The following is a 19,168-nucleotide window of genomic DNA, read 5'->3' on the forward strand; positions in this document are numbered from 1 at the left end:
CCCGGCTCGGGCTCGGCTCGGCAACACAACAGGCGCAGGGAAGTTTCCCTGCGCCTTGACGTTTCATCAATCTTCCATCGTCGACAGGTCACCCGTGGGCAGCCCCAGCTCCCATGCCTTCAGCACGCGGCGCATGATCTTTCCGCTGCGGGTCTTGGGCAGCTTATCCTTGAACTCGATCTCCCGCGGCGCGGCGTGGGCGGCGAGCCCTTTCTTCACAAACTCGTAAATTTCCTTCTTCAGCTCCTCCGTGGGCTCATATCCTGCCCGCAGGGAGATGAAGGCCTTGATGATCTCACCCCGGACGGGATCCGGTTTTCCGATCACCCCGGCTTCAGCCACCGCCGGGTGTTCCACCAGCTTGCTCTCCACCTCGAAGGGTCCGATCCGCTCACCCGAGGTGTTGATCACATCGTCCAACCTTCCTTGGAACCAGAAGTAGCCGTCTTCATCCATATAGGCGGAGTCACCGGAGATGTACCATCCGGGAATGCGGAAATATTCGTCGTATTTCGCCTTGTTCTTCCAGATGGCCCGCATCATCGACGGCCAAGGAGTGCGGATGGCCAGGTTCCCCATCTGGTAGGGAGGCAGTTCGTTCCCGTTATCGTCCAAAATCGCCGCTTTGATCCCCGGGAAGGGACGTCCCATCGACCCCGGTTTGATCTCCATGCACGGATAGTTGGCGATCAGGATGCCGCCCGTTTCCGTCATCCACCAGTTGTCGTGGATCCGTCGTCCGTACACTTTCAGTCCCCAGCGGACCACTTCGGGGTTGAGGGGTTCGCCGACGCTGAGGATGTGACGCACCCGGGACAGATCGTATTTCTTGGCGACCTCTTCCCCCGCTCCCATCAACATCCGGAAGGCCGTCGGCGCGCTGTACCAGACGGTCACGCCGTATTTCTCCAGGGTATGATACCAGTCATCCGGACTGAACCGTCCTCCCCGAATCACATTGGTCACGCCGTTCAACCAGGGAGCGAAAATGCCGTAGGAGGTTCCCGTCACCCAGCCCGGATCGGCGGTGCACCAGTAGATGTCGTCCTCCTGCAGGTCCAGCACCCATTTCCCGGTCTGGTAATGTTGGATCATGGCGTTGTGAACGTGGAGCACGCCCTTCGGCTTTCCGGTGGAACCCGAGGTGTAGTGGATCAGCATCGGGTCCTCGCGGTCGACCCACTCGATGTCCAGTTCCGGGGAAGCCGCTTCCATCTCCTTGTGGAAGTCGATATACCCCTCGCCCAAGTCCTCTTTCGTCTCGCCCACCAGAATGATGTGCTTCAGCGCAGGCAGCTCTTTCACCGGCACCCGTTCCAGCAGCTGCGGAGTGGTCACCAGCGCCACCGCCTCGCTGTTTTCCAGCCGATCCCGGACAGCCGCTTCCATAAACGCTTCAAAGAGGGGACCGACGACCGCACCGATCTTGATCGCACCGAGGAAACTGAAATACAATTCCGGGGAGCGCGGCATGAAGATGAAGACCCGATCGCCTTTCTTGATGCCCAGCTTCCGGAGGACATTTCCGAAACGGTTGGACTTCTCTTTCATTTCCAAAAACGTGTATTGTTCTTCGCGGTTCGCATCGCTGTAGTAGAGGGCGATCTTGTCGCGACGGTCCGATTCCGCATGCCGGTCGATCGCTTCGTAGGCGGCGTTCACCTTGCCGGTTTCATACCAGGAGAAAACCTTTTCAACTTCTTTCCAGTCAAAATTGCGGTAGGCTTCCTCGTAATCTTTCAAGTTGTTCCCTGTTGTCATAACCTTGATCCGTTCCGAATGATCCATCTCCGTCTCCCTCCTTGTTGAAAACGGCTTCATCACAATCATTATAACACACATAAAAACATTCGCAATTTCCGAGTTAATTCACATGATCCCGTTTCCTTTAAAACGCTGGGAATCACACCCTGCTTTCTATATAATGAAACCACACGAAGCACTCCCGGGAGGTGGCGGCTCGGCCCCATGGAGCACATCAAACGGTATCACCGCAACATACTGAAAGCGGATGGAAAAAGCCTGGTGACGGAAGGACCCGTTCCCCCGGAGACCGTCGAACGCTACCCCTTCCACGAAGGTCTGGTTGCCTTTCGGCCTCCGGAGCGGCAGCAACAGGCGATGATCGGAATCGCCCGTCTCCCCGAAGGGCGGATCATCATCGCGAGGACGGAAGACACGATCGTCGGCTACGTCTCCTTTCTCTACCCCGATCCCATGGAACGCTGGTCCGAGGGAAACATGGAAGATCTGTTGGAGCTGGGAGCGATCGAGGTAGCGCCCCCCTACCGCAAATACGGAGTGGCCAAGGCCATGCTGAAAACCGCCTTTGCCGATCCGGCGATGGAAAACTACATCGTCATCTCCACGGAATATTACTGGCACTGGGACCTCAAGGGAACGGGCCTGTCCGTCTGGGAATACCGCAAAGTGATGGAAAAGGTGATGGGCAGCGTCGGCATGGAATGGTTCGCCACCGACGACCCGGAGATCACCGCCCATCCCGCCAACTGTCTGATGGCCCGCATCGGCAAAAACGTCCCCCTCGAATCCGTCGAGAAGTTTGACCGGCTGCGCTTCATCAACCGGCATTTCTATTAACGGCATTCTGAATGGAATGAAAAATATCACCATCGGATTGGAAATGCCCCCGGCTCAGGAAGCCGCGGGATTTTGCTTTTTATTTCCGAAGCCCCTTCCGTTCTCATAAAGAAAGCATTTCGCATCGGCCGCCGAAAGGATTGTGAATCTTCCGATCCGATCACCTTTATTTCTCCGGGGTGAAAAGGTAGAATAGAGCCAAAGAAAACAGCTTTTTCGGAAAACGAGCAAAAGGGGATTCCGCCATGTTGATCAAAGAAATCATGCACCGCCATGTCCGCACCGTCGAACCGGAGACGACGCTGAAACAGGCCCTTCATCTGCTGGAGGAACACCGGATCCGCCACCTCCCCGTCACGGAGGGGGATCGGCTCGTGGGTATTGTGACCGACCGGGATCTGCGGGAAGCCGGTCCCTCCATCCTGGAGCACAGCCCCCAAGACGACACCCTCCATCGGCCGGTTTCATCCATCATGAAAAGGGAGGTGATCACCGCCCACCCGCTCGATTTCATCGAAGACGCAGCCCGGCTCATGTATGAACACCGGATCGGATGCCTGCCCGTCCTTCAGGAGGGGCGGCTGGTCGGCATCGTCACCCAGACCGATGTGCTTCACACCTTGATCGAACTGTTCGGCGTCAACAAGCCCAGCCAACGGGTGGAAATCGAAGTGCCCGACCGAGTCGGCATGCTGGCGGATGCCGCCCAGGTGTTCCGACGTCACAAAGCCAACATCCTGAGCGTCATCGTCCATCCCGGAAGCGAAAACACCCGGCGCATCGCCTTTCGGACGGAAGCGATGCTGATCGACGAGATCGTCCGGGATCTCCGGGCGGCGGGTCACCGGATCCTGTGGCCTCCGGTCGAGGACCAGGAACCGGAGGGATCCAAGTGAGACATTCAGCCCTGATGGTCTACGGTGATGCATTCCAGCGATACCGCTTTCACGACAACCACCCCTTCCAACCGAAACGAATCCAGCTGACCCTCGATCTGATCCGGTCCTTCGGATGGATGGAAGAAGATCAGTTGATCGCTCCCCGAAAGGCCGCGGACAAGGAACTCACCCGCACGCACGAAGAAAGCTTTATCGAAGCGGTCAAACAAGCTCCCGACGGCTCCCTTTCCCCGGAACAGCTGGAAGCCTGCGGACTGGGAACCGAAGATAACCCCATCTTTCCGGGCATGCACGAAGCGGCGGCCACCGTCGTCGGCGGCACCCTCGTCGCCGCGGAACAGGTGATGTCGGGGAAGTGCGAACACGCCCTCAATCTCGCGGGAGGGCTTCATCACGCCCTCCGAGGGCGCGCTTCCGGTTTCTGCATCTATAACGATGCGGCGATCGCCATCGCCTGGCTGCGGAAGGAATACGACGTCCGGGTCCTCTATATCGATACCGACGCCCATCACGGAGACGGGGTGCAATGGGCCTTCTACGACGACCCGCAGGTCATGACCATCTCCATCCATGAAACGGGCAAATACCTGTTTCCCGGAACCGGTTCCGTATACGAGCGCGGGCAGGGCCCGGGATTCGGAACCAGCATCAACCTTCCCCTGGACGCCTTCACCGAAGACGAGTCCTGGCTGGACGCCTTTCGCCGCGTCGTTCCGGAAGCGGCCCGCCGGTTCCGCCCCGATGTGATCCTGTCGCAAAACGGCTGCGACGCCCACCGGTACGATCCCCTCACCCATCTGTCGGCGACGATGCGGATCTACCGGGAAATCCCCCGGACCGTCCACCAGCTGGCCCACGAACTGTGCGACGGCCGGTGGATTGCCGTCGGCGGCGGCGGCTACGACATGTGGCGGGTCGTCCCCCGGGCCTGGACCTGGTTGTGGGCGGAAATGAACGATTGCGCCCCGGAAGAAGCGGCCATCCCGAAAGCCTGGCTCAGGCGGTGGCAGCCGGAAAGTCCCGTGGACTTGCCCCAAACCCTGCACGATCCGGACGGCCTGTTCTCTCCCATTCCCCGCCGGGCTGAGATCACGGAAAAAAACCGGCGCACCGTGGACCAGGTCCTGCAAATGATCAAAAACCACTTGTAACAGGGGGGATCCCGATGCCCCGCCTCCTCCTATTCGGCGCGAGCGGCGCCGTGGGCAAGGCCCTCGTCCGCCTGTTGGAGGCCGAAAACGCGTACACCGTTCACGGCACCTGCCGGAACAACCGGCCCCCTCTCCCTTCCGATCGGTGTCACCGTCTGGATTTGGAGGATTTCCGAAAGCTCGAGCGCCTTTGGGACCGCATCCGGCCGGATGCGGTTCTTCTGGCGCTGCGGGGGGATTACGAGAAACAGCTCCGCTTCCACCGGGCCGTGGCGGAACTGGCCAAAGGATCTCCCTGTGACGTATGGTTCTGCTCCACTTCCGCGGTGTTCGACGGTTCCACACAGAATCCCCACACGGAGGAAGAGCCGCCCGTACCCGAAAGCGAATACGGCCGTTTCAAGGCCGCCTGCGAAGAGATGATGGCATCTGTCCTGGGAAGCCGGCTCCGCATCCTGCGCTTTCCGGCGATCTTCGGCAAGGACGTTCCCCGGGTGACGCAACTCCTGGACCGGCTGAAAAGGGGCGAAACCGTCGAATACCACGACAACTTTTTCGCCAACCGCCACACCGATGACATGCTGGCCCGGCAGATCGCTTTCCTCCTTCAACACAGACCGGAGGGGGTCTTCCACCTGGGATCCGTGGATATCATGGCCCAGGCGGAATTCTACCGGGAACTGGTCTCCCGTCTCGGCTACCCGAAAAAGCTCGTCAAGGTGATCTCCCACCCCGCCGACCGCACCCTCGCGGTCCTGTCCAAACGGGAATGGCCCGAGGAGTTGCGGATCACCCATGACGACATTCTGGATCACTTCCGAAGCTAAGTTACGATTCTTAAACGTGAAGGACTCTAGATAGACCGTTTCCCCTTCCCCCAAACTTGGGGGCTTGCCGGCAGCTCTCCGCAAGAGGTCTTCGGCAGCCTTTCCCGCCTAGAAAAACATCCAAAATGCCCACAAATCGAAGCCTCCCAGCGCGCTTTTTCAGCTCGGGACCCGCATCCATCGACAAAGGGACACCCGATTGGTCATCACCCGGGTGTCCCGAAACAATTTCGAGCCCATCGTTTTATCTCCGCGAATGCTCTTCCTCAACCCTCGCGCAAACCGCGCCTGGCCTCTTCGGGCAGGATGGAGTCGTAATTCCCAAATTGGATCATCTCGCGAAAATGACTGGATACATCGCAGGTTCCGTATTCCACGTCGTCCGTTTCCTTGCCACCAATGAAAAAGTTTTTCCGATACCGTCCATCCACCTCGTAAAGATAGGTCACAAGACTAATTTCTCTCCCGTCAAAATACCTTTTCTTTACATTTCTCAAGAATAATTGGCGGTCAATTATTACATAAGCTTCTACTAACTCAGAATCCAAGTTTTCATTTAAATGAAGCACACCACAATAATACCCTTTTTTGTTAAAGGTCATTTTCACAATATATTGGGGCCTCTTTTTATCCGAGATGATTACAGCATAAGGTTTTTCCTGTTCGTGAAAACGTTTAGCCTGCTCGTAGGAAAGCTTATTAATCCCTTCTTTCCAGCTTGCTCCCCAATGCTCATAATACTCCACTTTCATCAAAGCTCTACTCCTTTCTTCTAATTTAGTTTACGACCGTTTTCATCCCTTATTTCGATGTTTCTTGTCTTGGCATAATCCAGAATCTTTTTCGGAACTTTTTTCTTCTGTACAGGAATTTCCAAAATCATTTTACCGTCAATATCTAATTGTTGCCCCGCCAATCCCGCATTTCGATGTCCAGATCCTTTTTGCTGGGAGGGAACGTCGGCGATTTGGGCACCCGGCGGATATTTATTTAGCAGTTCACTGATGTATTTTTTGGCAGTTTCCGGTTTGATGTTGGCCAATTGGGTATATTTTCGAGATACGATTTCCCCTGTTTCAGGATTATAGGAGTCCAATTTAACATATCCATTTTTGGCGGAATCGTTTTCAACGTAGACCTCATTGTAGGGGTATTTAGCTTCCATCTTTTTGTTGAAGGCAACGCCAAGCGAAAGGTTCCGGGCGATGGCCTTCGCCTTTTCCTCAGGGTATCTTTCGCGCAATGACTGATACAGCTTATCGAGATGTTCTTCATTGACATGATTGATTAGTTCGTTGGTGAGTTCATCATCATCCAGGTGTTTTTTGCCAAGAATCTCATTGATTTTTGTATTACTATCCCTATCGGGATCTGTTTTTTTGCCGCCGCATCCCGAATTCCCCTTTTTCTTGGCGCACGCATCATGGATGAAAATGCCATCGGTGGCACTGACAGCGAGACTCCCTCGGAAATAGCGACGGATTTTAGCAACATTCCGTCAACTGTCGAAAGGGTGCACCTCCATCTGAAAAAACCACGCCCCGGACGGTGAAGGTCGCTCCCATCCATGGTTTCAGAACTCTGCCAATCCGGCGCAGGAAAGCCTGTCCCATCAATCCCCACCGGGCCGCGTCCCACAAACGTGGTCTTGAAAAGCGTGAAAACCGATCTTCCCTGACACCGCAGTTCTCATTTCCCGGGCAATGATCGCACTTTAATCCCATGGCCTCCGGAAAAGAAAAAAGAGGCGCGGCGGATGGTCCTCCGCGCACACCCCTTCCGTCCCGGATAACGGCTCATCTCTTCTCCTTAAGCCGGTCCTGCGCTTCCCGCACCACGTTCCGGATCAGTTCCGCCGCCGGCAGGGAGCGGCTCAGCGATGCGGACTGGCCCGCCCACAAGGACATGAGATCGGGATTTCCCCGACGGGCCGCCTCCCTTCGGATATCCCTCGTCAGGGCGTTTTGAATCGGGTAGTCCGGCCACTCCTCTTCGTATTTCCCCATTTCGGAAACAAAGCGGTTTCGCAAGCCCCGGGCATATCTCCCGGAAAAGGAGCGGGTGAGAACGGTGCCATCGTCCCGGGCGTTTCGGACCGCATCCCGGTACACCGAATTGGCCCCGCTCTCCCGGCAGGTGAGGAATGCCGTCCCCATCTGGACGCCCTCCGCCCCCAGCATCAGGGTTGCCGCAAGCCCCCTGCCGTCCATGATCCCGCCGGCGGCGATCACGGGAATTCGGACCCGGTCCGCCATCTGGGGGACCAGGGACATCAGCCCTACCAGCCCCTTTTCCACCGAACCGGAAAAGGTTCCCCGGTGACCTCCGGCCTCGCTTCCCTGGGCGACCACCATGTCCACGCCGCTCTCCTCCAGGACGGCGCCCTCTTCCACGGTGGTGGCCGTTCCGATCAGGACGGTCCCCTGCCTCTTCAACCGTTTCACCCATTCGGAAGGCAGCACCCCGAAGGTGAAGCTGAACACCGGCACCCGCTCCTCCAGCACCGCGGAGATCTGTTCCTCAAAGGGCTCCCGATACTTGCCCGGATCCGGAGACGCGGGAAGACACATCTCCCTCCGAAACCGGTCCAGCCGCTTCTGCGCCTGTTCGATCCGTTCCCGGTCCTCCTCGAAGGGTTCCGGAATGAACAGATTGACGGCAAAGGGCCGGTCCGTCCGCTCCCGGATCTCTCGGATCGCCTCCCGGATCCGGTTGGCAGACATGTATCCCGCCCCCAGGGTTCCCAGGCCGCCCGCCTCGGAAACCGCCGCCACCAGTTCCGGGGTGGTGGTTCCCCCCGCCATCCCCGCCTGGATGATCGGATAGCGAATTCCCAGCCGCTCTGTCACCCGCGTCGTCAGCAACTGATCCCCCTCCCTCCGAAGTCTTAAGCCGCTCCGGCCCGTTACTTTGCCTGGTTGGAATCGATCACCAAATAGTAGCGGCATTCCCCGTTTCCCGCATTGATGAACCGGTGTTCCACATCGGCTTCGAAGTAGATGGAGTCCCCTGGTTCCAGCTCGTATTTCCTTTTGCCGCCCGCAAGTTCCACCTTCAACCTTCCCTCGTCCACCACGATATACTCCTTGACGCCCGGCAAATGGGGAGGAAACGCTCCCGACTCTTTGCCGGGGGGAATGATGTTCAGGATGAATTCGACTCCCCGGGACGGAAAGGAAGGAGAGAGCAGATGCCTTTCGAAACCGGATTGTTCGTCCCGGTAGATCAACCGTTCCCCTTTTCGGATGACCAACGCCTCTTTCTCTTCCTGTTCCCCCAACAGCCGGGACAGGGTGGTATTGAGGCCCTCGGCGATCTGACAGGCCACCTGGATGGTGGGATTTTTCTCTTCCCGCTCAATCTGGGACAGCATCGAACGGCTGACGCCGCATTTCTTCGAAAGCTCTTCCAGAGAGAGCTTTTTTTCCTTCCGCAGCTTCCGAACGTTTCGGCCAAACCCCATGGAGCTCCCTCCGCCGTTTTCCACTATAGAGGAATATTTTTCTTGACATACGCGCAATCCGGCGATAACATAGATGTAAAATCCATTATAGTGGATTTTTATGATACGCGAAAGAGAGGTCCTATCCATGTGGCAGTTGGGGATTGCATCCGCCCCGATTTTGACCGTCCTGCTGATGTTGTTCGTGTGGAGACAATCGTCCCTGCGCGCCGGTCTGAGCGCTTGGCTGACAGCCGTCTTGATCGCCCTGGCAACCCCTCTTTTTCGCGCGGAACCGGACACCGTGATTCACGCCTCCGCAAGGGGCGTCCTCACCGCATCCATCATCGCTTATGTTCTCTTCTTCGGACTCCTTTTGTATCATCTCATGAGCGGAGCCGGTTTGATCCGGAGCCTGTCCGCCTTCATCTCCCGATCCACCCGGGACCCCGTCCGGCAGATCCTTTTGCTGGTGGTGGCTTTTTCCCCCTTGGTGGAATCGGTCAGCGGCTTCGGTTTGGCCATCACCATCATCGCCCCGATTTTGGTCCAGCTGGGATTCGGCCGATTCAAAGCGGCCCTTTTGGCGCTGGTCAGCATGAGCGCAGTGCCCTGGGGCGCCTTGGGAACCGGAACCGTGATCGGATCCAACCTGGCGGGGGTGTCCCTGCACCAAATGGGTTCGGGAGCGGCGATTCTCAGCATTCCGGCCTTTTTTCTGTTTGCCGTGGCGGCGGTTTACATCGCCGGAGGATGGAGGGGCATCCGGAAGCGGTGGATGGAACTGTTCTTCCTTCTCATCTTCTTCATCCTCTCCCTCTATCTGTTCAGCGCCTTCGTGAGCGTGGAACTCGCCGGGGTCTTCGCCTCCATGATCGCCATCGGTGCGGAGTTGGCATGTATCCGGCTCTTCCCCGACACCGCGACACCCGGGAAGGCGGAGGATTCTTCCGCTCCGCCGTTGCCGGACAGGGGGGTCGTGAAAGCCATGAGTCCCTATTTGTTTTTAACCGGACTGCTCCTCGTCTCCCGGCTGGTTCCTCCGGTTCAGGACCTTTTGAATTCGCATCTGGTCATCGACGCGCCCGGGTATCGGTTTGCCCTGCCCTTGTTGTATTCCCCCGGCTTTTTCCTTTTTCTCACCTGCCTGTACACGTCTGTCCTGTTCAAGATCCCCAAAAAGAAGGTGATGACGGCCCTGCAATCCACCTGGAAACAGTGGACTCCCGTCGTCCTGTCCATGGCCGGATTGATCGCCATGTCCGAGGTGATGTCCGCCTCCGGCATGACCGAGGTGCTCGCTCTGGCGGCGTCCAGGGCCTTCGGCGCTTGGTATGTCTGGATCGCTCCCCTGATCGGGGCCCTCGGTGGATTTCTGACGGGCAGCAATGCCGCGGCCAATGCCATGCTGATCCAGCTTCAGGCGGAAGTCGCCGACCAGCTGGGAATGGCGACGGAGGAGATCGCCGTCCTGCAAAACGCCGCAGCCGCCCATATGACGATGGCCTCTCCGTCCCGCGTGCTGATGGCGGCCTCCGTCTGCCAAATCCCCTCGGAGGAAAACCGGCTGCTCAAGGCCGTCGCTCCCATCGCCGTCGCCGCCGTCTTTTCACTCACCATTCTCTAAAATGCCTGCGTCGGAGGGGCGGACCCAACCCGCCAATCGACCGCCTTCACCCCATTTCTTCCTTCGTCAGATAGTCCAGCAGCTCTTCCAGCGGAAGGGGTTTTTCATCGATCACTTCACAACCCGCCCGCTCCAGATCGGCCAATGTTCTTTGGGCATCCATCGAAACGACGTGGATCATCATGCCTTCCTTCACGTCAAAGACGCCCCGGATGTCGTCCCAGGAGACGGGTCCCGCATTGCGGATCCAGATCTGACGCCAGGAGGTTTGCAGTTCGTCCTTTTCAATGGGACCCTGAATCCTCCCGTTTTTCAAGACGAGAATGTAATCGGCCAATTGGTGAATGTCCTCCACCACGTTGGTGGCGAGCAGGACCGTCCGGTTCGCCTGTTCCATATAGGAGGCGAGGGTCTCCCGGTATACCCGCTTGCTGTTGAAATCCAATCCGTTGGCGGGCTCATCCAGGAGCAGCAGACGGGCCTGACTGCTCAAGGCCAGGGTCAGGGCCGCCTTTTTGCGGGCCCCCTGGGACAGCTTGGCCACGGGCTTTTCCGTGGGGAGGCGAAAGGATCGGACCAGCGATTCGTACATCCGATCATCCCAGCCGGGATACCAGCGGTGGATCAGATGACGCAACTCCTTGAGGGTGAAGTCTTCGCACCCCGACAGGGGTTCCGGCACGTAGGCGATCTGCCGGCTTATTTCCAGATCGTGCGCTTCATAGGAAAGCCCCAGGATGCGGAGCGTTCCCGAATCGGGCTGGATCAGATTTTTGCAGATTCTGAGCAGCGTGCTCTTCCCGGATCCGTTGGCGCCGATCACGGCGTACACCGCCCCCTGATCCAATGTCAGGTGCAATGGGCCGAGCCGAAACCCGTCCCGGCGCTTGACCAATCCGTCCAGGTACACGGCCGCTTTTCCGTCACTCATCTCGGATCCCTCTCTTCTCCATCATTTCCTTGAGCACCTGTTCAAAGAGCTCTCTCGTTTCCCGCGGATCCCGCTTCAAATCCAGGCTCATGCCGATGGCATGGCGAAACGCTTCATACAGCGTTTCATGGGCCACTTGTTCCTTTTTCTCCGCCTTCACTTCCGCCACAAAGGTTCCCTTCCCCTGGATCGTCCGGATATAGCCCTGCTGCTCCAGGTTTTGATAGGCCCTGCGGGTGGTGATCACGCTGCAGGACAGCTCTTTGGCCAACGCCCGAATGGAGGGAAGCGGCGTCCCCGCCGCCAGCTGACCGCCGACGATCAGGGCGATGATTTGCCGCTCGATCTGATGATAGATCGGTTCACGACTGCTTTCCGCGATTCGAATGGGAAGACGAATGGCCCTTCCCCCTCCTTTCTAGGGCAAATCGACGCGGGTGATCCGCCGGGTCAACACGCTCTTCCACAGCCCGACAAAGACGATTGCCACCAGGCAGGCGGCCAACCCCGGCAATGCCTCATAGGTTTGAACCAGATGCAAAACCCTCTCGAAGATGGCCCTCTCCTGATTCCAATCCAGGACATGCCAGGTGATCAGTCCCCCAAACAGAGCGAAGACAAGGATGAAAGAAATCACCGTGTACGTTTTGAAGCGGATCCCGAACTCCAGACAGGTGAACAGACCGCACAGGGTCAAACCGTAACCGAACCAGAACAGGAGAAAAAAGCCGTAGAGCGGAAGACCCCACTGGGATACGTAACCGTTCCAACCGACAGCGGTCATCGCCGCAAACAAGGCAAGGGTGCCCGCCACATAACTGATGAGGGAATAGATCAACCGGCTCCACACGATGACGGACAGCGGAATGGGCCACATGCGCAGAAAGCCCAGCCGCTTCAGAAAGGGATCTTTCTTGAGGGAAGACCAGGAAAGATATTCTCGGGAAAAGGCGGTCCCCATGACGGGAAGGACAGCGATCAACAGATAATCCACCATCAAATCGTTCATGTTGGCCGTCTCGGGATCCCTGATATAACCGTTTAAGAGGACTCCAAACATCAAACCCAGGAAGAGGGCGAAGAGGAGCCCCCCCGCAAGTCCGATCCACCGCCGGCGCAGCTCCGTCAGCGCAAACCAAAGCGCTTGGGACATATCCATCACTCTCCCTTTCAAGTTCCTTGAGGAATCGCCCATTCAAAGCCGTAATGGGATCCGACCGCGAGAAGGGTCGTCCAGAGGAAAATACTTACGGTCATCCAGAGGGTCACCTTTCCCTTCGATGTCCGGAAGGCCATGGCCACCGCCGCGGCGAGATGCGTACCGGTGGCCAGCGGAGACAGCAGGGCAAGCCCCGGCAGGCCAAACCGTTCCCACAGGCGACGGGCGCGCTGTTTCCGCTTGGACGGCGCTTCTTCCGATGCACCGGCTCGGGACGGCTTCCTCCTCTTCCGCCACTGATTCCAGCGATCAAACAGCAGGATGACGAGAAATACGGTAATCCAATTGCCCAGGAATCCGAGGACCGCCACCGATATCGGATGCAAACCCATCAGGACGCCGAGGGGAATGACACCTACCTCGATCCACGGCACAGCGGCCAACAGAAACAAAGAGATGTACGCTCCCGCTTCAAAGGATTCGATCAACACCCTCAGTTCTTCCATGCTCCCCCACCGCCTTCCTTTCGGTGTGTATGTGTTTATATCTATATATACAGTATAACATTCCCGTTGCTTTGTCAATCGTTTTTCTGTCCATCATAAAAAGGGGCGCCATGGGGAATTCCGAAATTAACGGAGACGGTTCAGGTATAATGGGAGCATGACAGACGAAACGGCGAAGTTGAGGGCGTGTCGCCGGGCGCCTGACCCGCAGTTAGCACATCTGATGATCGTTTTTTTCAGTCCGGAACGGGTGGAGATGATGACCGTGAAACTGTTGATCGCAGACAGGGATGCAAAGGAACGGACCGGTCTGGAGTGGCTGATCCAATCCTATCCAGTTCCCTTCGACCGGGTGATCCATGCGGAAAATCCTGATTCCGCCCTGGAGCAGCTCCTGCAGGAGGTTCCGCAGGTGATCTGCGTCGAGCTGGACATGATCCCCCGGGACCTGTGGGACGGCTTTCGGCAAACGGTTCGCCGATACGCCCGCAGGGTGATCGGCATCACGGCGGAGGCCACCTTCGAACGGGCGATGCAGGCGATCGAACTGCGCGCCGTCGACCTGTGGGTCAAACCCGTGTCCCCGGACCGGGTCCGCCGGACCTTGAGCCGCTGCTACCGGGAACTGGCGGAAACCGCCCGCATCCAATCTCCTCCCTCCCCGTCGGCGCCCCCCTCCTTTTCCTACCGGGCGCTTTTTCTGGGGGAAGAAGAAGCAAAGCCCGCCACCCTGCTCTTGATCCAGCCGGAAACGCCCGAGGAGATCGCTCCCCTGCACCGTTTTTTGCAAAATTATCCCTTTCGCTCGCAGCCGACCCTGTTTCCCTTGAGCGATGCCGTCGTCGCCCTTTTTCCCCGGGGAGGGAAAGAAAACGAGCAGGATCTGCACCGGGAAGCCTACCGGATGATCAACGAAGGGGCCGAGCGGCTCGGCATCTCGCTGTTCGTGGTGCTTCATCCGGGCGGAAATGCGCCCACCCTGCGGGACCAATACCAGACCGCCCGTCAGGCGTTGCAACTCCGCTTTTACCGGGGGGACCGGCAGGTGGTGAAGGCGAAGCAGCCGGTCCAGTGGCGGGAACTGGATCCCTTTCTCACGCCGGAGGAACAGCACCGGTGGCTGGAGATGCTGGACGGGCGGAATCGGGACGACGCAAAAAACTGGATGCAACACGAGTTTCTCTCCCTTACGCCTCCCTATCCGGATCCGGGTCTGCTCCGCATCCGCCTGACGAGCATTCTGGCCCAGCTCCGCCGGTTCATGAAGCGGGAAGGGCTCAACCGGGACAAGATCCTGGAAAACCGGTACCATCAGATTTTTGCCACGGTGCTCTACCAACCCCTCCTGTATCGGATCGTGCAGGACCTTTTGCTCTTCATCTACGAGCTTTTTGAGGCCGCGGAAGATCCTGCCCGCCGGGAGTTTTCCGACCCGGTGGAACAGGGCGTCCGGTATATGGAAAAGGAGTTCCACCGTTCGGAGTTGAGCCTGAAGGAGGTGGCCGAACATGTGGGACGAAACCCCGCCTATTTCAGCCACCTCCTGTCCCGCCAGAAAAAGGTCACCTTCCGGGAACTGCTCCGAACCATCCGGATCCGCCACGCCCGCCGGTTGCTCACCTCCACCTCCCTGTCGATCCAGGAAATCGCCGGCCGGTGCGGATTCCCCAACGCCAACCATTTCAGCCGGGTCTTCAAAGAGGTGATGGGTACCACCCCCCGGGAGTATCGGAATCTAAAAAACAGGAAGGTTGCCAAAGAAGAGGAAGTTTGATGGTGAAATCGCTTTCATCCCCGGCGACGCCCTCAAAAAATCTCCGCCTTTTTCGAAAAAGGGCCTTCTATATCCGCCCCCCCGCATTTCGTATACTCAAAAGAGAAAGGGAATTGTGACGAAGGAAGGTGCGACCATGAGCAAATCCCAGGCGAAACCGAGGACCGTCCGCGCCCCGCGCGGGACTCGTCTCAACGCGAAGGGCTGGATCCAGGAAGCGGCCCTGCGCATGCTGATGAACAACCTGGACCCGGAGGTGGCGGAACGCCCCGAAGACCTGGTGGTCTACGGAGGGATCGGAAAGGCGGCGCGAAACTGGGACGCCTTTGAAGCCATCGTCCGGACCCTGAAGGAATTGGAGGAAGACGAAACCCTGCTCATCCAGTCGGGAAAGCCGGTGGCCGTCTTCCGGACCCATCCGGACGCCCCCCGGGTGCTGATCGCCAATTCCAACCTGGTGCCCGCCTGGGCCACCTGGGACCACTTCCATGAACTGGACCGGAAGGGCCTGATGATGTACGGCCAGATGACCGCCGGAAGCTGGATCTACATCGGCAGCCAGGGAATCGTGCAAGGCACCTATGAAACCTTTGCCGAGTGCGCCCGGCGCCACTTCGGGGGATCCCTGAAGCACACCCTCACCGTCACCGCCGGACTGGGCGGAATGGGAGGCGCCCAACCCCTGGCGGTCACCCTGAACGAAGGGGTGGTCATCGCCGTGGAGGTGGACCGCTCCCGGATTCAGCGCCGTCTGGAAACCCGCTACCTGGACCGGATGGCGGAAAGCCTGGATGAAGCGGTACGCCTGGCCATGGAAGCGAAGGAGGCGGGGAAACCCCTGTCCATCGGGCTCCTGGGGAATGCGGCGGAGATTCTGCCGGAAATGGTTTCCCGGGGAATCATCCCGGACATCGTCACCGATCAAACTTCCGCCCACGACCCCCTCAACGGCTACATCCCCCGGGGAATGAGCCTGGAGGAGGCCGCCGAGCTCCGCAAGTCCGATCCGCAAAAGCTGATCGCCCTGGCCAAGGAGAGCATGGCGATCCATGTCCGGGCCATGCTGGAGATGCAAAAGCGGGGAGCCGTCGCCTTCGACTACGGGAACAACATCCGCCAGGTGGCCAAGGATGAAGGAGTGGAAAACGCCTTCGACTTCCCCGGATTTGTCCCGGCCTACATCCGCCCCCTCTTCTGCGAAGGGAAGGGTCCGTTCCGTTGGGTTGCCCTTTCCGGGGACCCCGAGGACATTTACAAGACGGATGAGGTGATCCTGCGGGAGTTCAGCGACAACGAGCGGTTGTGCCGCTGGATCCGGATGGCCCGGGAGAAGGTGGCCTTCCAGGGACTTCCGGCCCGGATTTGCTGGCTCGGATACGGAGAACGGGCCCGCTTCGGAAAGATCATCAACGACATGGTGGCCCGCGGGGAATTGAAAGCCCCCATCGTGATCGGCCGGGACCACCTGGATTCCGGATCCGTCGCCTCCCCCAACCGGGAGACGGAAGGGATGAAGGACGGAAGCGACGCCGTCGCCGACTGGCCGATCCTCAACGCCCTGATTAACGCCGTCGGCGGAGCCAGCTGGGTATCCGTCCACCACGGCGGAGGCGTTGGAATGGGCTATTCCCTCCACGCCGGCATGGTGATCGTCGCTGACGGCACCAAAGCGGCGGAAAAGCGCCTGGAACGGGTGCTCACCACCGACCCGGGAATGGGCGTCGCCCGCCACGCCGACGCGGGATACGAAAAGGCCATCCGCTTTGCACGGGAGAAGGGCATCCACATCCCGATGCTGGAAGGAGGATCCGAATGAGCCGCAGGCCGCTCCTGATCCGCCACGCCAGTCAACTGGTGACGCTGAAGGGAAGCTCCGACGCCCCCCTGACCGGCAAGGCGATGGAGGCGCTTCACATCATCGAAGACGGAAGCGTCTGGATCGAGGAGGGAATCATTCAATCCGTCGGCACCGACCGGGAAATCACGGAAAAATACGGTTCCCGCCTTGAGGAGGCCCGGGTGATCGACGCCTCGGGGCGCCTGGTCACCCCCGGTCTGGTGGATCCCCACACCCACCTGGTCTTTGCCGGCAGCCGGGAGAACGAATTTGAGATGCGCCTGAAGGGCGCCACCTACATGGAGATCATGAACGCCGGCGGGGGCATCCACGCCACCACCTCCGCCACCCAAAAGGCGACGCACGAACAACTGTATGAAGAAAGCCGGCGGCGCCTGGATCTGTTCCTGCGCCACGGAGTGACCACCGTCGAGGCGAAGAGCGGTTACGGCCTCACGCTGGAACACGAACTGAAACAGCTGGAAGTGGCCCGGGAGCTGAATCGAAACCATCCGGTGGACGTGGTTTCCACCTTCATGGGCGCCCACGCCGTCCCCGTCGCCTATCGGGAGCGGCCCGACGACTTCGTGGATCGGGTCATCCGGGAGATGATCCCCGAGGTGGCCAGGAGAAAGCTGGCCGAATTCAACGACGTCTTCTGCGAAAAGGGCGTCTTCACCCCCGAACAGTCCCGCCGCATCCTGGAAGCGGGGAAAGAATGGGGACTTCTTCCCAAGATCCACGCCGATGAGATCGAGCCCTACGGAGGAGCCGAGCTGGCGGCGGAGGTGGGAGCCGTCTCGGCGGACCACCTGCTCAAGGCATCGGAGCAGGGCATCCGCGCCATGGCGGAAAAGGGCGTGGTCGCGGTGCTGCTCCCGGGAACCGCCTTCTTCCTGATGGCGGAGTCGGCCGACGGGCGGCGGATGATCGACGCCGGGGTCCCCGTCGCCCTGTCCACCGACTGCAACCCGGGATCCTCCCCCACCGTCTCCATGCCTCTGATCATGAATCTGGGCTGCCTCAAGATGGGCATGACCCCTGCGGAAGTCCTCACCGCCGCCACCATCAATGCGGCCCACGCCATCCGGAGGGGGCATGAGATCGGCAGCATCGAGGAAGGGAAAAAGGCGGACCTCGTCCTGTTTGACGTTTCCAACTACATGAGCCTGCAGTACGCCTTCGGTGTCAACCACGTCCATACGGTGATCAAAGGCGGCGAAGTGGTCCTGTCCAATGAAATCCGGTGAGAAGGGAGGCGATGCGGCTTGACGAACAGCGGGACAGGCTATCCCTATCCGATGCTGAACCCCCCGTCCTTCCGGTGGAACCGGCCGGATCCCCTTCCGGCCGAACCGAAAGTGCACGAGTGGATCCGGACGCTGGATCTTGGCGAAGCCGTCGCGCCAGACTGGTCCGACATCGACGTCACCCTGCTGGGCGTCCCCCTTTCCCGCTCCTCCATCAGCGCTTCGGCGGCCAGCGAAACTCCCGACGCCCTCCGGCGGGCGTGGAAATATTTCACCACCTACAACCTGGACGAGGGGGTGGATCTTTCTCCCCTGCGGGTGGTGGATCTGGGGGACGTGCGCCAGCACGTAACCGACATCGCCGCCTGCCATCGAAACATTCTCGAGGCGATGGCGGCGATGCGGGAGCATCATTCCCACACCCTCCCGCTGGTGATGGGCGGTGACCACTCCATCACAGCCATGCTGGTCAAGGGGTGGAAGCGGGCCCACCCGGAGGAGCGGATCGGCATCCTGCAGCTGGACACCCATTTCGACCTGCGCAGCCTGGAGGATCACGGTCCCACCAACGGAACACCCATCCGCAACCTGATCGAAAGCGGCACGATCCGCGGGGAAGACGTCTGCAACATCGGCCTCCACGGGTTCTTCAACGCCAAGTCGTTGAAGGAATACGCCGACCGCGCCGGCGTCCGCTACGTCACCCTCAGGGAGGCCCGCCGCCGGGGGGTGGAAAAGGCCGTCGCCGAAGCCCTCAGCTTTCTGGCCGGCAAGGTGGACACCATCTACCTGACCGTGGATATGGATGTTCTGGATACGGGCGTCGCTCCCGGCGCCCCCGCCTCCACCCCCGGGGGCATGCGTACAGAGGAATTGTTTGAGGCGGTCCGAATCGCCGGAACCCATCCAAAGGTGAAGGCGATGGATCTCGTCTGCCTGGACCCTCATCGGGACGTGCGGGAAGTCACCGTCAAAGCGGGGGTCCACACCATGCTCTCCTTTTTGACCGGTTTTGCGCAGCGCAAGGGGTTGTGAAAACCGGAATCCACCAAGCCGGTGAGGCAAGGATGAAGAGCAGTGGGGAATGTGCCGCCAAGCCGCGCTCCTGCGGCCGGAAGGCACATTCCCTCAACCCCTGCTTCATCGGATGACAGCAAGGAGGAA

At 59.1% G+C, this 19,168-nt stretch carries 18 protein-coding genes; 9 read left to right on the forward strand and 9 right to left on the reverse strand.

Features of this window, described 5'->3' with window-relative positions; translation table 11 throughout:
* Positions 1-66: 66 nt before the first annotated feature.
* Positions 67-1,788 carry an acetate--CoA ligase gene (gene acsA / locus CLV97_RS00935; RefSeq protein ID WP_106343638.1) on the reverse strand — a complete coding sequence of 574 codons (1,722 nt, stop codon included), beginning with the start codon at positions 1,786-1,788 and terminating at the stop codon, positions 67-69.
* A gap of 180 nt (positions 1,789-1,968) precedes the next feature.
* On the opposite strand from acsA, the gene CLV97_RS00940 reads away from it, so the two are divergent.
* The 4 genes from CLV97_RS00940 (at position 1,969) to CLV97_RS00955 (ending at position 5,478) form a co-directional block, all read left to right on the forward strand.
* A complete protein-coding gene (locus tag CLV97_RS00940; protein ID WP_106343639.1) occupies positions 1,969-2,601 on the forward strand; it encodes a GNAT family N-acetyltransferase in 633 nt (210 codons plus the stop codon).
* Between the two features lie 245 nt (positions 2,602-2,846).
* The gene (locus CLV97_RS00945; protein ID WP_106343640.1) at positions 2,847-3,497 is read left to right on the forward strand and encodes a CBS and ACT domain-containing protein; all 651 of its coding nucleotides are present in this window, start codon (positions 2,847-2,849) and stop codon (positions 3,495-3,497) included.
* Positions 3,494-4,651, forward strand: a complete 1,158-nt coding sequence (locus CLV97_RS00950; protein ID WP_106343641.1) for an acetoin utilization protein AcuC — start codon at positions 3,494-3,496, stop codon at positions 4,649-4,651. Before CLV97_RS00945 ends, CLV97_RS00950 begins: the two co-directional genes overlap by 4 nt.
* Positions 4,652-4,665: 14 nt before the next feature.
* On the forward strand, positions 4,666-5,478 hold the full coding sequence (locus tag CLV97_RS00955) for a sugar nucleotide-binding protein (protein WP_106343642.1): 813 nt from the start codon (positions 4,666-4,668) through the stop codon (positions 5,476-5,478).
* A 266-nt stretch (positions 5,479-5,744) separates the two neighbouring features.
* Here the strand turns inward: CLV97_RS00955 and CLV97_RS00960 are convergent, their stop codons facing one another.
* The 4 genes from CLV97_RS00960 to CLV97_RS00975 form a co-directional block, all read right to left on the reverse strand.
* On the reverse strand, positions 5,745-6,230 hold the full coding sequence (locus CLV97_RS00960) for a hypothetical protein (protein ID WP_106343643.1): 486 nt from the start codon (positions 6,228-6,230) through the stop codon (positions 5,745-5,747).
* 20 nt (positions 6,231-6,250) lie between these two features.
* The gene (locus tag CLV97_RS00965; protein WP_106343644.1) at positions 6,251-6,721 is read right to left on the reverse strand and encodes a hypothetical protein; all 471 of its coding nucleotides are present in this window, start codon (positions 6,719-6,721) and stop codon (positions 6,251-6,253) included.
* A gap of 553 nt (positions 6,722-7,274) precedes the next feature.
* Complete coding sequence (locus CLV97_RS00970; RefSeq protein ID WP_211295647.1) at positions 7,275-8,342, reverse strand: NAD(P)H-dependent flavin oxidoreductase; 1,068 nt, start codon at positions 8,340-8,342, stop codon at positions 7,275-7,277.
* Between the two features lie 41 nt (positions 8,343-8,383).
* Entirely contained in the window at positions 8,384-8,941 is a 558-nt protein-coding gene (locus tag CLV97_RS00975) for a helix-turn-helix domain-containing protein (protein WP_106343646.1), read from the reverse strand.
* A 127-nt stretch (positions 8,942-9,068) separates the two neighbouring features.
* On the opposite strand from CLV97_RS00975, the gene CLV97_RS00980 reads away from it, so the two are divergent.
* A complete protein-coding gene (locus tag CLV97_RS00980) occupies positions 9,069-10,547 on the forward strand; it encodes an L-lactate permease (RefSeq protein WP_106343647.1) in 1,479 nt (492 codons plus the stop codon).
* A 46-nt stretch (positions 10,548-10,593) separates the two neighbouring features.
* Here CLV97_RS00980 and CLV97_RS00985 read toward each other — a convergent pair whose 3' ends face one another.
* From CLV97_RS00985 to CLV97_RS01000, 4 genes are read right to left on the reverse strand one after another with little or no spacing between them, the layout of a single operon-like run.
* On the reverse strand, positions 10,594-11,478 hold the full coding sequence (locus CLV97_RS00985) for an ATP-binding cassette domain-containing protein (RefSeq protein WP_106343648.1): 885 nt from the start codon (positions 11,476-11,478) through the stop codon (positions 10,594-10,596).
* Complete coding sequence (locus CLV97_RS00990; RefSeq protein ID WP_106343649.1) at positions 11,471-11,878, reverse strand: GntR family transcriptional regulator; 408 nt, start codon at positions 11,876-11,878, stop codon at positions 11,471-11,473. The genes CLV97_RS00985 and CLV97_RS00990 overlap by 8 nt, the downstream gene beginning before the upstream one ends.
* Positions 11,879-11,896: 18 nt before the next feature.
* Complete coding sequence (locus tag CLV97_RS00995; RefSeq protein WP_146130375.1) at positions 11,897-12,631, reverse strand: hypothetical protein; 735 nt, start codon at positions 12,629-12,631, stop codon at positions 11,897-11,899.
* Positions 12,632-12,648: 17 nt separating this feature from the next.
* Entirely contained in the window at positions 12,649-13,143 is a 495-nt protein-coding gene (locus CLV97_RS01000) for a small multi-drug export protein (RefSeq protein WP_170070317.1), read from the reverse strand.
* A 157-nt stretch (positions 13,144-13,300) separates the two neighbouring features.
* Between CLV97_RS01000 and CLV97_RS01005 the strand changes: the two genes are divergently transcribed.
* The 4 genes from CLV97_RS01005 to hutG all read left to right on the forward strand — a co-directional run bounded on the left by CLV97_RS01005 (position 13,301) and on the right by hutG (position 19,039).
* Entirely contained in the window at positions 13,301-14,917 is a 1,617-nt protein-coding gene (locus CLV97_RS01005; protein ID WP_106343651.1) for a helix-turn-helix domain-containing protein, read from the forward strand.
* A 136-nt stretch (positions 14,918-15,053) separates the two neighbouring features.
* Positions 15,054-16,733 carry a urocanate hydratase gene (gene hutU / locus CLV97_RS01010; protein WP_106343747.1) on the forward strand — a complete coding sequence of 560 codons (1,680 nt, stop codon included), beginning with the start codon at positions 15,054-15,056 and terminating at the stop codon, positions 16,731-16,733.
* Complete coding sequence (hutI, locus tag CLV97_RS01015) at positions 16,730-18,004, forward strand: imidazolonepropionase (RefSeq protein WP_106343652.1); 1,275 nt, start codon at positions 16,730-16,732, stop codon at positions 18,002-18,004. Before hutU ends, hutI begins: the two co-directional genes overlap by 4 nt.
* A 51-nt stretch (positions 18,005-18,055) precedes the next feature.
* Positions 18,056-19,039 carry a formimidoylglutamase gene (hutG, locus tag CLV97_RS01020; RefSeq protein WP_106343748.1) on the forward strand — a complete coding sequence of 328 codons (984 nt, stop codon included), beginning with the start codon at positions 18,056-18,058 and terminating at the stop codon, positions 19,037-19,039.
* Positions 19,040-19,168: the final 129 nt, after the last annotated feature.

Origin of the sequence: Planifilum fimeticola (genome assembly GCF_003001905.1) — a bacterium.
In the GTDB taxonomy this organism is placed as follows: Bacteria; Bacillota; Bacilli; order Thermoactinomycetales; family DSM-44946; genus Planifilum; species Planifilum fimeticola.